Origin of the sequence: Streptomyces sp. NPDC000151, from assembly GCF_040301705.1 — a bacterium.
Taxonomy (GTDB): domain Bacteria; phylum Actinomycetota; class Actinomycetes; order Streptomycetales; family Streptomycetaceae; genus Streptomyces.
In genome coordinates, this window is sequence record NZ_JBEPFC010000026.1 from 42,234 (window position 1) to 57,358 (window position 15,125).

A 15,125-nucleotide genomic window follows, 5' to 3' on the forward strand; every position below is an offset into this window, starting at 1 on the left:
GCACGTGAGGGACACACGAGAGAGCCGGCTCCTGCTGGTGCTGCTGGTCGCGATCGCGTTCGCACTGATCACGGTGGACATCCGCGGCGGCGAGCAGTCCCCGCTCCAGGGTGCCCGGCAGGCCGCGGCCTCCGCCTTCGGGCCGGTCGAGACCGGTGTCGCCTCGGTCGTGGACCCCGTCGGCAACGCCGTCGACGCCGTCCGTGATTCCGACGGCCGGCACAGCCGCATCGCCGAACTGGAACGCGAGAACGCCGCCCTGAAGGCCAAGCTCGGCTCCTCCGGCCGCGACCACGTGCGCGCCGGAGAGCTGGACAAGATGCTCAAGACCGCGGGCGCCGGCCAGTACGGCATCAAGGGCGCCCAGGTCATCGCCATAGGAGCCGCCCAGGGCTTCTCCTGGACCGTCACCATCGACGCCGGTTCCAAGGACGGCATCGCCCGCGATATGACCGTACTGAACGGCGACGGGCTCGTCGGCCGGGTCACCACCGTCGGCAAGGACACCGCCACCATCCTGCTCGCCATCGACCCCGACTTCACCGTCGGCACCCGCATGGAGAAGACCAACGAGATCGGCTTCGCCAACGGGCAGGGCGGCGGGCCACTGCGCGTCCAGCTCCTCAACGGCAAGGCGAACGTGAAGAAGGGCGACCGTATGGTCACCTTCGGCTCCAGCGAGGGCAAGCCCTTCGTGCCCGGCGTGCCGGTCGGCACCATCACCCACGTCGGCAGCGCCAACGGCGACCTCACCCGCACGGTCCAGGTCAAGCCCTTCGCCGGCTTCTCCCGCCTGGACGTCGTCGGCGTCGTCGTCCAGCCGCCGCGCGACAACCCCCGGGACACGGTCCTGCCGCCCAAGCCCGCCAAGCCCAAGCCCACCCCGACGGTCACCGTGACCGCCAAGCCCAAGCCTTCTCCGAGCGGCGCTACCAGGAGCTGAGCCCGATGCGCATCAACCGGATCCTCCTCTCCACCGCCCTCGTGGCCGTGGCCCTCGTCGTCCAGGTGGGTGTGCTCGCACGGCTCCACCTCCCCGGCGCCGTACCCGACCTGCTCCTCCTCGTCGTCCTCGGTCTGTCCATGGTCTACGGGCACGTCGCCGGCGCCTTCATCGGCTTCGGCGCCGGGCTCCTCGCCGACCTGGCACCGCCCTCCGACCACGCGATCGGCCGCTACGCCCTCGTGCTCTGCGTCATCGGCTACGTCGCCGGGCTCACCAGGCCCGACAAGAGCCGGCACCGCTCCGCCTCGATGCCGCTGATCGTCGTGGTCTGCGCCGCCATCGGCTCGACCCTGCTCTACGCCGGCGTCGGCTCGCTGGCCGGCGACAACGCGGGCCACACCGTCGGCATCCCCCTCCTGCTGCTCACCGCCACCGTCTACGACCTCGTGCTCGCCCCCTTCAGCGTCCCGCTCGTGATGGCCCTGGCCCGTCGCTCGGACAACGATCCGCTGGCCGGGGAGAGTTCCGGCGGCACGCAGTCCGGTCCGATGCCGGGCGAGGCCGCGTACGGCTGGCTCTCCACCGGCAGCGGGCTGCGCATGAGCCGCCCCGGGCGCGGCGGCCGGACACCGCGGATCGGCACCCAGCGCGGCGGCCTGCTCGGCGGCAAGGCGAACCGCACGAAGACGGCACGCATCAAGGGGGTCAAGCGCCTGTGAGCAATATTCCTGAGACGGGCAAGACCTCCCGTGTCACCGTCCGCCTCGTCGCCATCCAGATACTGGTCTTCTCGCTGCTGCTGACCCTCGGCGGCCGGCTGTGGTACCTCCAGATCCGCAACGGCGACGAGTACGCCGCCGAGGCCAGCGGCAACCACGTCCAGCAGGTCGTCGATCCGGCCGTGCGCGGCTCGATCCTCGACGCGCGCGGCGTGCCGCTCGCCGACAACGAGACCCGCCTCGTCGTCTCCGCCAGCCGTACCGCGCTGATGAAGATGGACGACGAGGGCAAGGCCGTACTGACCCGGCTGGCGCATGTCCTGGGCATGTCCTACCAGGATGTCCGCAACAAGGTCCGGCTCTGCGACGCCAAGACCCCGCAGCCCTGCTGGAACGGCTCGCCCTTCCAGCCCATCCCGATCACCGACGAGGCCACCACCCAGCAGGCGCTGAAGATCCGGGAGAGTTCCGAGGACTTCCCCGGCATCTCCGCCGAGCCCACCGCCGTACGCCGTTACCCGGCCCCCGCCAAGGCCGCGACCTCCCAGGTGCTCGGCTACCTCTCGCCGGTCACCGACGAGGAGATCAAGAAGGCGGAGCACACCGACTCGCCGTTCCTGCGCTCGGACATGGTCGGCCGCTCGGGTCTTGAGCGTACGTACGACAGCGCGCTGCGCGGCAAGGCCGGCGTCACCCGCTACCAGGTCGACAACCTCGGCCGGGTCATGGGCAAGGGCAAGAGCGACCCGGCCCGGCCCGGGGACAACGTCGTGACGTCGATAGACGCCCGCGTGCAGGGCGTGGCGGAGCAGCAGCTGCACCAGGCGATGCTGGACGCCCGCAAGCAGCACGACCGCAACACCGGCACGAACTACAAGGCCGACGCGGGCGCCGTGGTCGTGATGGAGGCCAAGACCGGCCGGGTGGTCGCGATGGCCTCCCAGCCGGACTACGACCCGAACTCCTGGGTCGGCGGCATCTCGGGGAAGGACTACGACAAGCTCACCGGCAAGAAGTCCAACTACCCGCTGCTGAACCGCGCGATCCAGGGCCAGGCGGCCCCCGGCTCGATCTTCAAGGTCATCTCGTCCTCGGCCGCGGTCAACGCCGGGTACGACTTCAACGGCCGGTACAACTGCTCCAGCTCGTACAACGTCGGCGGGCAGGTCTTCAAGAACTTCGAGTCCGAGAGCCACGGTGCGATCACCCTGGGCCGGGCGCTGGAGGTCTCCTGCGACACCGTCTTCTACGACTTGGCCTACAAGCAGTGGCTCAAGGACGGCGGCAACAAGCCCAAGGACCCCAAGGACTGGTTCTACAAGACCGCGCACCAGTTCGGCCTCGGCAAGGAGACCGGCATCGACCTGCCCAACGAGGTCAAGGGCCGGGTCCCGGACCGCCAGTGGAAGAAGGACTTCTGGAAGGCCAACAAGGACTCCTGGTGCAAGACCGGCAAGAAGGGCGGCAGCTACGTCCAGCGCCTCGCCTACGAGAGCTGTCTCGAAGGCATGAAGATGCGCGCCGGTGACTCGGTCAACTACTCCATCGGCCAGGGCGACACCCTCGTGACGCCGATCCAGATGGCGACGATCTACGGGGCCATCTCCAATGGCGGGACGATGTACGACCCGACCATCGGCAAGGCGGTCATCAGCGCCAACGGCAAGAAGGTCCGGGACATCGCGCCGCACGCGCACGGCAAGCTCCCCGACACGCCCAAGACGCTGAAGCAGATCGACAAGGCGCTGGCCGGCGTGGCCACCCGCGGCACCGCTGCCTGGCGGTTCCAGAACTGGCCGCAGAAGCAGATCCCGATGCACGCCAAGACCGGTACCGCCGAGGTCTACGGCAAGCAGACGACGTCGTGGTTCGCCACGTACACCAAGGACTACACGATCGTCATGACGATCTCCCAGGGTGGTACGGGCTCCGGCGCCTCGGGTCCGGCCGTCCGCAAGATCTACGACGCGCTGTACGGCGTGGACGCCAAGGGCAAGGTCCACAAGGACAAGGCGCTGCTGTCCAGGCCGCAGGCGAGCCTGCCGAAGATCGACCGGGACGGCAACATCACGTCCGGCAAGCTGACCAAGCCGATCATCAACGACGAGAAGAAGCCGGAAGGGGCGGTCCAGTGACCAGCAGCAGCTACGCCATCCGGCGCTACGCCCCCGACCGCGGCGTCTGGTCCAAGCTCACCGCCCGGGACTCCGTCGTCCGGCGGCTGGACTGGATACTGCTCTTCTCCTGCCTGGCGCTCTCGCTCATCGGCGCGGTCCTGGTCTTCTCGGCCACCCGCAACCGCATCGAGCTGAACCACGGCGACCAGTACTCCTACGTCCTCAAGCACCTGCTCAACACCGGCATCGGCCTCGCCCTCGCGGCCGCCACGGTGTGGCTGGGCCACCGCACGCTGCGCGGCGCCGTCCCGATCCTGTACGGGCTCTCGCTGGTGCTGTCCGCGCTGGTGCTGACCCCGCTCGGCGCCACCATCAACGGCTCGCGGTCCTGGCTGGCCATTCCCGGCGGACTGTCCCTGCAGCCCGCCGAGTTCGCGAAGATCACCATCACGCTGGGCATGGCGATGGTCCTCGCGGCACGGGTCGACGCGGGCGACCGGGAACACCCGGGCCACCGCTCCGTCCTCCAGGCGCTCGCCATCGCACTGGTCCCCATAGGGGTCATCATGCTGATGCCGGACCTCGGCTCGGTCATGGTGCTCGGCACGATCGTGCTCGCCGTACTGCTCTCCTCCGGCGCGTCCAACCGCTGGGTCATCGGCCTGCTCACCCTGGGCGTCGTGGGCTGTCTGAGCGTCTGGCAGCTGCACCTCCTCGACGACTACCAGATCGCCCGGTTCGCGGCCTTCGCCAACCCGAGCCTGGACCCGGCGGGCGTCGGCTACAACACCAACCAGGCCCGTATCGCGATCGGTTCCGGCGGGCTCTTCGGCTCGGGCCTGTTCCAGGGCAGCCAGACCACCGGCCAGTTCGTGCCCGAGCAGCAGACCGACTTCATCTTCACGGTCGCCGGTGAGGAGCTGGGCTTCCTCGGCGCAGGCCTGATCATCTTCCTGCTGGGCGTGGTGCTCTGGCGGGCCTGCCGGATCGCCCGGGAGTCCTCCGAGCTCTACAGCACGATCGTCGCGTCCGGCATCATCGCCTGGTTCTCCTTCCAGGCCTTCGAGAACATCGGGATGACGCTGGGGATCATGCCGGTCACCGGCCTGCCGCTGCCCTTCGTCTCCTACGGCGGCACGTCGATGTTCGCCGTGTGGATCGCCATCGGACTGCTGCAGTCGATCAGAGTGCAGCGGCCCGTCTCCGCCTGACCCGCCGACATCCCGCCGTGGCCCGGTTCCCCGCGAAGGGGGCCGGGCCACAGGCGTTCCGGTACGCGTACCCACTTCACGCGGACACGGACTGTGACGGGTCTTACGTGGCGGTAACGCCGTCCGGGCGGCATGCTGTCGCGGACAGCAGTGAGCCAGAGTTCCGTATCCGTACGCAGGCGCCCCCAAGCCGCCCCGTCAGGAGAAGTCAGCTCCCATGTTCTCGAAGGTCCTGGTCGCCAACCGTGGCGAAATCGCAATCCGCGCCTTCCGCGCCGCCTATGAGCTGGGCGCGCAGACCGTCGCGGTGTTCCCCCACGAGGATCGCAACTCCGGCCACCGCCTCAAGGCGGACGAGGCTTACCAGATCGGCGAGCCCGGCCACCCCGTGCGCGCGTACCTCTCGGTCGACGAGGTCGTCAGCGCGGCACGGCAGGCCGGCGCCGACGCCGTCTACCCCGGATACGGCTTCCTCTCCGAGAACCCCGACCTGGCCGCCGCCTGCGCCGAGCAGGGCATCACCTTCGTCGGACCCTCCACCGAGATCCTGGAGCTCACCGGCAACAAGGCGCGCGCCATCGCCGCCGCCAAGGCCGCCGGGCTGCCCGTCCTCGCCTCCTCCGCGCCGTCCTCCGATGTCGAGGAGCTGCTGGCGGCGGCCGAGACGATGGAGTTCCCGGTCTTCGTGAAGGCGGTGGCCGGCGGCGGCGGGCGCGGCATGCGCCGCGTCGCCGAGCGCGCCCAGCTGCGCGAGGCGATCGAGGCGGCGGCCCGCGAAGCCGAGTCGGCCTTCGGCGACCCGACCGTCTTCCTGGAGCAGGCCGTCGTCGACCCGCGCCACATCGAGGTGCAGATCCTCGCCGACACCCACGGCAACGTCATCCACCTCTACGAGCGGGACTGCAGCGTCCAGCGCCGCCACCAGAAGGTCATCGAACTGGCCCCGGCCCCCAACCTCGCCCCCGAGCTGCGCGAACGCATCTGCGCCGACGCCGTCGCCTTCGCCCGGCAGATCGGCTACACCTGCGCCGGTACCGTCGAATTCCTCGTCGACGCCCGCGGCAACCACGTCTTCATCGAGATGAACCCGCGCATCCAGGTCGAGCACACCGTCACCGAAGAGGTGACGGACGTCGACCTCGTGCAGTCGCAGCTGCGCATCGCCTCCGGTGAATCGCTGGCCGACCTCGGGCTCAGCCAGGACAAGATCGTGCTGCGCGGCTCGGCGCTGCAGTGCCGCATCACCACCGAGGACCCCGCCAACGGCTTCCGGCCCGACACCGGCCGGATCACCGCCTACCGCTCCCCGGGCGGCGCGGGCGTCCGCCTGGACGGCGGCACCAACCTCGGCGCCGAGGTCGGCGCGCACTTCGACTCGATGCTGGTCAAGCTCACCTGCCGGGGCCGGGACTTCGCCACCGCCGTCGGGCGCGCCCGACGCGCCGTCACCGAATTCCGCATCCGCGGCGTGGCCACCAACATCCCGTTCCTCCAGGCGGTACTGGACACCCCGGACTTCCGCGACGGGAAGGTCACCACCTCCTTCATCGAGCAGCACCCCGAACTGCTCACCCAGCGCGGCTCCGCCGACCGCGGCACCCGCATCCTCGAATACCTCGCCGACGTCACGGTCAACAAGCCGCACGGCGACCGCCCCGTCAGCATCGCGCCGCACGAGAAGCTGCCCGCGATCGACACCTCCGCGCCGGTCTCCGACGGCTCCCGGCAGCGGCTCCGGCAGCTCGGCCCCGAGGGCTTCGCCGCCGACCTGCGCGCCCGCCCCGCGCTCGGCGTCACCGACACCACCTTCCGCGACGCCCACCAGTCCCTGCTGGCCACCCGCGTCCGTACCAAGGACCTGCTGGAGGTCGCCGGGCACGTCGCCCGTACGACACCCGAGCTGCTCTCCCTCGAAGCGTGGGGCGGCGCGACGTACGACGTGGCGCTGCGCTTCCTGTACGAGGACCCGTGGGAGCGGCTGGCCGCGCTGCGCGAGGCCGTCCCCAACATCTGTCTGCAGATGCTGCTGCGCGGCCGCAACACCGTCGGCTACACCCCCTACCCGGAGCAGGTCACCCGCTCCTTCGTGCAGGAGGCCGCCGACACCGGCATCGACATCTTCCGCATCTTCGACGCGCTGAACAACGTCGACCAGATGCGCCCCGCGATCGACGCCGTGCGCGAGACCGGCACCGCGATCGCCGAGGTCGCCATGAGCTACACCGGCGACCTCGCCAGCCCCGGCGAGAAGCTCTACACCCTCGACTACTACCTCCGCCTCGCCGAGCAGATGGTGGACGCCGGCGCCCATGTCCTCGCCATCAAGGACATGGCCGGACTGCTCCGCGCCCCCGCCGCGAGGAAGCTGGTCACCGCGCTCCGCGAGAACTTCGACCTGCCCGTCCACATCCACACCCACGACACCCCCGGCGGCCAGCTCGCCACCTACCTCGCGGGCTGGGAGGCCGGCGCGGACGCGGTGGACGGCGCCTCGGCAGCCCTGGCCGGCACCACCAGCCAGCCCGCGCTCTCCGCGATCGTGGCCGCCGCCGCGCACACCGACCGCGACACCGGCATCGACCTCGGCGCGGTCTGCGCCCTGGAGCCGTACTGGGAAGCCGTACGCAAGGTCTACGCACCCTTCGAGGCGGGCCTGCCGGCACCCACCGGACGCGTCTACGCGCACGAGATCCCCGGCGGCCAGCTCTCCAACCTCCGCCAGCAGGCCATCGCGCTCGGCCTCGGCGACCGCTTCGAGCAGATCGAGCAGGCCTACGCGGGCGCCGACCGGCTGCTCGGCCGCCTGGTCAAGGTCACCCCCAGCTCCAAGGTGGTCGGCGACCTCGCGCTGGCGCTGGTCGGCGCCGGGGTCTCCACCGAGGAGTTCGCCGCCGACCCGGCCCGCTTCGACATCCCCGGCTCGGTCATCGGCTTCCTCCGCGGCGAGCTGGGCGAACCGGCCGGCGGCTGGCCCGAGCCGCTGCGCAGCCGCGCTCTGGAAGGCCGCGCCGAGGCCCCCGGCATCACCGAGCTGAGCGCCACCGAGAGCAAGCGGCTCTCCGGCACCTCCGCCGAACGCCAAGAGGTACTGAACGAACTCCTCTTCCCCGGCCCGGACAAGGAGTTCCGGGCGCACCGCGAGCGCTACGGCGACACCTCCCCGCTCTCCAGCGACCTGTTCTTCTACGGGCTGCACCACGGTGAGGAGAACGTCGTCCGGCTCGCCCCCGGCGTCCAGCTGCTCATCGGCCTGGAGGCGATCTCCGAGGCCGACGAGCGCGGCATGCGCACCGTGATGTGCATCCTCAACGGCCAGCTGCGGCCCATCCAGGTCCGCGACCGCGCGGTGGCCAGCGAGGTGCCGACGGCGGAGAAGGCCGACAAGACCCACCCCGGCCACCTCCCCGCCCCGTTCGCCGGCGTGGTCACCCTCGCCGTCGAGGAGGGCGAGCAGGTCGAGGCGGGCGCCACCATCGGCACCATCGAGGCCATGAAGATGGAGGCGGCGATCACCGCGCCCACCGGCGGCACGGTCACCCGCATCGCCATCTCCCCGGTCGCCCAGGTCGAGGGCGGCGACCTGCTCATCGTCGTGGAGTGAGACACAGGCTCTGAGCACCGGCCCGGTGCGCGGCAGGCTTCCCGGCCCGCCGCGCACCGGGCCGCGCACCGCGCCGCCTGCCGGGCCGCTTCCCGGCCGCGCGAGGGCTCCCCAAAAGCGGGACAGGACAGTACGTTCGCCCCATGGCGGACACCGTGCGCGAGATCGAGCGGAAGTACGAAGCCGACGGCGCGGGCCTGCCGCCCGGCGGCCTCCCCGACCTGACCGGCGTCGACCGCATCGCCTCCGTCACGGAACGGGACGCGGTCACCCTGGACGCCACCTACTACGACACCGCCGACCGGCGGCTGGCCCGCGACGGCATCACCCTGCGCCGCCGCACCGGCGGCGACGACGCCGGCTGGCACCTGAAACTGCCCGTCGCCACGCACGTACGCGACGAGATCCGCGCCCCGCTCACCGACACCGTCCCGCGCGCCCTGCGCGGCCTGCTGCGCTCCCGCGTCCGCGACGCCGCACTGGCCCCCCTCGTACGGATCGAGACCCGCCGCGAGACCCGGCAACTGCTGGCCGCCGACGGCACGGTCCTCGCCGAAGTGGCCGCCGACCAGGTACGCGCCACCCGCCCGGCGGGCCCCGGCCGCACCGCCGAATGGGCCGAGACCGAAGTCGAACTCACCCCGGACGGCGACGTGACCCTCCTCGACGCCGTCGAGGCCCGTCTCCTGGACGCCGGGCTGCGCCCCGCCTCCACAGCCTCCAAAGCGGCCCGGGCACTGCGCGACACGGCACCCAAGGGCGAACGGAAGGAAGCCGGACCGAAAAGCGCGCGAAAGGCGCCCACCAGGGTCCCCGAAGCGGACGGCGGCGGCGAGCCCTCCGCCGAGCAGGTCGTCCTCCGCTACCTCGCCCGCCAGGTCCGCGCCGTCGTCGAGCTCGACCCCGCCGTCCGCCGCGACCTGCCCGACGCCGTGCACCAGATGCGGGTGGCCACCCGCCGCCTGCGCAGCGCCCTGCGCTCGTACGCCACCGTCCTGGACCGCTCCGCGACCGACCCCGTCGGCGCCGAGCTGAAATGGCTCGCCACGGAGCTGGGCGTCGGCCGCGACGCCGAGGTGCTCACCGCCCGCCTCCAGGAGGCACTGGCCGCGCTCCCCAAGGAACTGCGGCCCGGACCGGTACGCACCCGGCTGCGCACCTGGTCACAGGCCCACCGCTCCGGTACCCGCCGGCACCTGACCGCCGTCCTGGACGGCACGCGCTACCTCGCGCTGCTGGAGTCCCTCGACGCGCTGCTCACCGACCCGCCCCGGGCCCGGGCCGCCGCCCGCCCGGCCGCGCAGGTACTGCCGAAGGCGGTCGAGCGGGACTTCCGGCGGCTGGCCGGACACGTGGCGACCGCGCTGGCCGCGCCGCCCGGACGCGACCGCGACCTGGCGCTCCACGAGGCCCGCAAGGCCGCCAAGCGGACCCGGTACGCGGCGGAGGCGGCCCGCCCGGAACTGGGCCGCCCCGCCAAGGAGCTCGCCGCCCGGATGACGGAGCTGCAGGAGCTGCTCGGCGACCACCAGGACGGCGTGCTGGCCCGCGAGGCGCTGCGCGAGCTGGCCGCCCAGGCCCACGCGGCGGGCGAGAACGCCTTCGCGTACGGCGTCCTGTACGCCCGCGAGGAGTCCCGCGCCACCGCCCGCGAACACGAGCTGCCGACCCTGTGGGCCACGATCGCCGTACCGGACCTCCACACGGCGGTGACCAGCGGCGTCAGCACGGATTCGGGGACCGCCCGGGGAGCGCGTTAGGCTTGAGGGTCACCCTTCCCAGCTCACGCTGTCCCGATCTGAGAGAGAACGCCGCGATGCCTGTCGAGACGGTCTTCCCGCGCCTGGAAGCGCTTCTCCCGCATGTCCAGAAGCCCATCCAGTACGTCGGTGGAGAGCTCAACTCCACCGTCAAGGACTGGGACGCGTGCGACGTGCGCTGGGCGCTCATGTACCCCGACGCGTACGAGGTAGGGCTGCCCAACCAGGGCGTCCAGATCCTGTACGAGGTCCTGAACGAGCGCGAGGGCGTGCTCGCCGAGCGCACCTACAGCGTCTGGCCCGACCTCGAGGCGCTGATGCGCGAGCACGGTGTGCCGCAGTTCACGGTCGACGCGCACCGCCCCGTCGACGCGTTCGACGTGCTCGGCGTCTCCTTCTCCACCGAGCTGGGCTACACCAACCTGCTCACCGCGCTGGACCTGGCCGGCATCCCCATGTACGCCAAGGACCGCACGGAGGACCACCCGCTGATCCTCGCGGGCGGCCACGCCGCCTTCAATCCCGAGCCGATCGCGGACTTCCTGGACTGCGCGGTGGTCGGCGACGGCGAGCAGGCCGTACTGGAGATCACCGAGATCATCCGGGCCTGGAAGGACGAGGGCCGCCCCGGCGGCCGCGACGAGCTGCTGTTCCGCCTCGCGAAGACCGGCAGCGTCTACGTTCCCAGGTTCTACGACGTGGAGTACCTCGCCGACGGGCGCATCAGCCGCGTCGTGCCGAACCGCTCCGGCGTCCCGTGGCGCGTGTCCAAGCACACCGTCATGGACCTGGACGAGTGGCCGTACCCGAAGCAGCCGCTCGTCCCCCTGGCCGAGACCGTCCACGAACGGATGTCGGTCGAGATCTTCCGTGGCTGCACCCGCGGCTGCCGTTTCTGCCAGGCCGGCATGATCACGCGTCCCGTACGGGAGCGAAGCATCACCGGCATCGGCGACATGGTGGACAAGGGCCTGAAGGCCACGGGATTCGAGGAGGTCGGCCTGCTGTCGCTGTCCTCCGCGGACCACACCGAGATCGGCGACATCGCGAAGGGCCTCGCCGACCGGTACGAAGAGGACAAGATCGGCCTCTCCCTCCCCTCCACCCGCGTCGACGCGTTCAACATCGACCTGGCCAACGAGCTGACCCGCAACGGCCGTCGCTCGGGCCTGACGTTCGCGCCCGAGGGCGGCAGCGAGCGCATCCGCAAGGTCATCAACAAGATGGTCTCGGAGGAGGACCTGATCCGTACGGTCTCCACGGCCTACGGCAACGGCTGGCGGCAGGTGAAGCTGTACTTCATGTGCGGCCTGCCGACCGAGACCGACGAGGACGTGCTGCAGATCGGCGACATGGCGGTCAACGTCATCGCCGAGGGCCGCCGGGTCTCCGGCCAGAACGACATCCGCTGCACGGTCTCCATCGGCGGCTTCGTGCCCAAGCCGCACACCCCCTTCCAGTGGGCGCCGCAGCTGAGCGCCGAGGAGACCGACGCCCGGCTCACCAAGCTCCGCGACAAGATCCGCGGCGACAAGAAGTACGGCCGCTCGATCGGCTTCCGCTACCACGACGGCAAGCCCGGCATCGTCGAGGGCCTGCTCTCCCGCGGCGACCGCCGCATCGGCGCCGTGATCCGCGCGGTCTACGAGGACGGCGGCCGCTTCGACGGCTGGCGCGAGCACTTCTCCTACGACCGCTGGATGCAGGCCGCCGAGAAGACGCTCCCCGACTTCGGCGTCGACGTCGCCTGGTACACCACCCGCGAGCGCACCTACGAAGAGGTCCTCCCCTGGGACCACCTGGACTCCGGCCTGGACAAGGACTGGCTCTGGGAGGACTGGCAGGACGCCCTCGACGAAACCGAGGTCGACGACTGCCGCTGGACGCCCTGCTTCGATTGCGGGGTGTGCCCGCAGATGGACACCGAGATCCAGATCGGCCCGACCGGCAAGAAGCTGCTTCCGCTCACGGTCGTGAAGTAGACCTGCGGCAGTTCGGCCCGGTCACCGCAAATCGGTGGCCGGGGCCGCGGGGACGCCGCACACTGTTGCGATGCCACAGCTGATCGCACCCACCCTGCGTGTCCAGGCTTCGTTTCTGGAGGCGATGAAGGAGCTCCGGGCCGAGGGCCGGGGCGAGGCCGGCGACGACTCGGCCGTCGGCCGGGAGATCCGGGAGTTCGCGGCGGGGTGGGACGACCCGGTCGTCTTCTCCCGGTACACCGACTGGCTGCGCTCGATGACCTGCGAAGAGATCGTGCGGCCGCTGGGCTGGGTGCCGTGCACCAACCTCTGGTACGTCGACGGCGACACCTTCCTCGGCCGCCTCGGCCTGCGCCACGAGCTGAACGAATTCCTGCTGGAGCTCGGCGGCCACATCGGCTACGACGTGCGCCCCACCGCCCGGCGCCGCGGGCACGCCACCGCCATGCTGCGTGCCGCGCTGCCGCTGGCCCACGCGCTCGGCATCAGGTCGGCGCTGGTCACGTGCGACATCGCCAACACCGCGTCACGTAAGGTCATCGAGGCCTGTGGCGGGACCCTCGAGGACGAGCGCGGCGGAAAGCTGCGCTACTGGGTGCCGACGCGGGCGGAGACGTGAGCGACAGAACGTAGCGGTACTCGGGGGAGCGGCGCGGCATGGCGTACGGCGGCAATCAGTACGGCGGCAAGCATGACGGTGGCAGTCAGTACGGCGGCCACCACCTGGCACGGGAGCGGGAGCCGGGCGGCGGCTGCTGCCTCGCCCAGGTCATCAAGATCCCGGTGCTGATCGTCGTCGTCCCGTTGCGGCTGTTCTGGGACGCGCTGTGCTGGATCGGCCGCCATGTGCTGGCGCCCGTCGGGCGCTGGGTGTACCGGTGGATCCTCGCCCCGGTCGGGCGGGCGATCGCCTGGCTGGTCCAGTACCTGATCGTCGTCCCGTTGACCTTCCTGATCCGGTATCTGCTGGTGATACCGGCGATCTGGCTGTACCGCTGGATCCTCACGCCCATCGGGCACGCCCTCGCCCGGCTGGCGTACTACCTGCTGGTGGTGCCGGTCCGGTGGTGCTACCAGTGGGTGCTCGCGCCGATCGGACGGGCGCTGGCGTGGCTCGCGCACTACCTGCTCGTCGTCCCGGCCGTGGCCGTGTGGGAGTACGTGCTGTGGCCCGTCCTGCGGGCGGTCGGCGCGGCCGTCGCGTGGGCCTGGCGGATCGCCGGGTACGTTTCCCGGGCGGTCGGCCGGGGCATTGCCGCCCTGTGGCGGTGGCTGGTCGTCGCGCCGCTGCGCTGGACGTACCGCTGGATCCTCACCCCCGTGGGGCACGCGATCCGGGCGGTCCTCTGGCCGCCGGTGCGGGCCGCGCTGTCCGCCGCGCGCACCGCGGCGCGCGAGGTGCGGCTCGCGCTCTTCGGGTGACAGAGCGCACCCCGGCGGGAACCGTCGGCCCGCCGGGCACGTACTCTAGGTAGCAGTACGACCCCACTGACGAAGGACTGACGACACTGGGCAAGCGACAGCCCGAAGGCCCGCCGCCCGCACCGGCGGTGCAGCGCATCCGACTGCGCTACACCAAGCGCGGCCGCCTCCGGTTCACCAGCCACCGTGACTTCCAGCGCGCTTTCGAGCGGGCGCTGCGCCGTGCCGAGGTGCCCATGGCGTACTCCGCGGGCTTCACCCCGCATCCCAAGGTGTCGTACGCCAATGCCGCGCCCACGGGCACCGGCAGCGAGGCCGAGTACCTGGAGATCGCCCTCACCGAGCGACGGGACCCGGCGGCGCTGCGCGCGCTGCTGGACGAGTCGCTGCCGGACGATCTCGATGTGATCGACGCCGTGGAGGCCCACACCAGCGGGCTCGCCGACCGGCTGCAGGCATCGGTGTGGGAGCTGCGGCTGGACGGCGTGTCCGTCGCGGACGCGGAGCGGGCCGTCGCGGCGTTCCTCGCGGCGGAGGAAGTGCCCGTCGAGCGGGCGACGAAGAAGGGCATCCGCACCTTCGACGCGCGTGCGGCGGTCGCGGATCTCCAGGCGGGTGCGTGCGAGGCCGATAGGCCCGGAGCTGATGCCTGTGCGATACTGCGGCTGGTTGTTCGGCATCTGACACCTGCCGTACGACCCGACGACGTCCTGTCCGGCCTCCGAGCTACGGCCGACCTGGCGCCGCCGGTCCCCGCAGCGGTGACCAGGCTGGCGCAGGGGCTGCTCGATGAGGAGACCGGCGCGGTGACCGACCCGCTCGCGCCCGACCGCGACGCAGCCATGGCCGCCCCACCCACGGCCGCCGGGCTGACTGCCGCGACGCAGGCACCGCCCGCAGGCGGTGGAGCGGCGGACGGCGCAGCGTAGGACTGCCGTCGTCGCGTCGCCGATCAGCCAGGGAGCCACCCCGGTCCGGCGAACGAACTGACCTGAAGACTTTCGCCGGTCCCGGACAACAGGGCCCGGCGAGCGAGACTAGAGCTCCCGTGTGGCGCCCGCGCCCCGGACCGCGGCACCGCTTTACATGCGGGCCGCGGCCGGAACCGGACGCGGCGCCCGGGAGCGTGACGGGAGAACCGCCCGCATGCTCGAACCCATTGAGCCCACGGAATCCGCGGAGCCGGCGAACAGCCGCTCCGACAACAGCACACCGAGTGACACCCTGCCGCCGCGCCGCAGGCGCCGTGCGGCGTCCCGGCCCGCGGGGCCGCCGGTGGGAGGGGCCGCCGCCTCCGGCGTGACGGCCGCACAGCCGGCCGACGCGCCCGGCGACGCCGCCGCTCCCCAGGAGCCCGCTGCCGCCGC

11 protein-coding genes are annotated in these 15,125 nt (G+C 71.5%); all 11 read left to right on the top strand.

Annotated elements, in window-relative coordinates; genetic code table 11:
• Window positions 1–4: 4 nt before the first annotated feature.
• Window positions 5–943 (top strand): rod shape-determining protein MreC, encoded by a 939-nt coding sequence (gene mreC, locus ABT381_RS11320; protein WP_351591215.1) that lies wholly within the window; start codon window positions 5–7, stop codon window positions 941–943.
• Window positions 944–948: 5 nt separating this feature from the next.
• Complete coding sequence (mreD, locus tag ABT381_RS11325; protein ID WP_351591218.1) at window positions 949–1,665, top strand: rod shape-determining protein MreD; 717 nt, start codon at window positions 949–951, stop codon at window positions 1,663–1,665.
• On the top strand, window positions 1,662–3,800 hold the full coding sequence (mrdA, locus tag ABT381_RS11330; RefSeq protein WP_351591221.1) for a penicillin-binding protein 2: 2,139 nt from the start codon (window positions 1,662–1,664) through the stop codon (window positions 3,798–3,800). Before mreD ends, mrdA begins: the two co-directional genes overlap by 4 nt.
• Window positions 3,797–4,993, top strand: a complete 1,197-nt coding sequence (gene rodA / locus ABT381_RS11335; protein ID WP_351591224.1) for a rod shape-determining protein RodA — start codon at window positions 3,797–3,799, stop codon at window positions 4,991–4,993. The genes mrdA and rodA overlap by 4 nt, the downstream gene beginning before the upstream one ends.
• A gap of 217 nt (window positions 4,994–5,210) precedes the next feature.
• A complete protein-coding gene (locus ABT381_RS11340) occupies window positions 5,211–8,594 on the top strand; it encodes a pyruvate carboxylase (RefSeq protein WP_351591227.1) in 3,384 nt (1,127 codons plus the stop codon).
• Window positions 8,595–8,737: 143 nt separating this feature from the next.
• Complete coding sequence (locus ABT381_RS11345; RefSeq protein WP_351591230.1) at window positions 8,738–10,354, top strand: CYTH and CHAD domain-containing protein; 1,617 nt, start codon at window positions 8,738–8,740, stop codon at window positions 10,352–10,354.
• 56 nt (window positions 10,355–10,410) lie between these two features.
• On the top strand, window positions 10,411–12,336 hold the full coding sequence (locus ABT381_RS11350) for a TIGR03960 family B12-binding radical SAM protein (protein WP_351591233.1): 1,926 nt from the start codon (window positions 10,411–10,413) through the stop codon (window positions 12,334–12,336).
• Between the two features lie 70 nt (window positions 12,337–12,406).
• Window positions 12,407–12,955: a GNAT family N-acetyltransferase gene (locus tag ABT381_RS11355; RefSeq protein WP_351591236.1), complete on the top strand. Its 549-nt coding sequence runs from the start codon at window positions 12,407–12,409 to the stop codon at window positions 12,953–12,955.
• A gap of 38 nt (window positions 12,956–12,993) precedes the next feature.
• Window positions 12,994–13,758 carry a hypothetical protein gene (locus ABT381_RS11360; protein WP_351591238.1) on the top strand — a complete coding sequence of 255 codons (765 nt, stop codon included), beginning with the start codon at window positions 12,994–12,996 and terminating at the stop codon, window positions 13,756–13,758.
• A 128-nt stretch (window positions 13,759–13,886) separates the two neighbouring features.
• The gene (locus tag ABT381_RS11365) at window positions 13,887–14,687 is read left to right on the top strand and encodes a TIGR03936 family radical SAM-associated protein (protein ID WP_351591240.1); all 801 of its coding nucleotides are present in this window, start codon (window positions 13,887–13,889) and stop codon (window positions 14,685–14,687) included.
• 217 nt (window positions 14,688–14,904) lie between these two features.
• On the top strand, window positions 14,905–15,125 hold a 221-nt coding region (locus ABT381_RS11370; RefSeq protein WP_351591243.1), incomplete at its 3' end, for a hypothetical protein.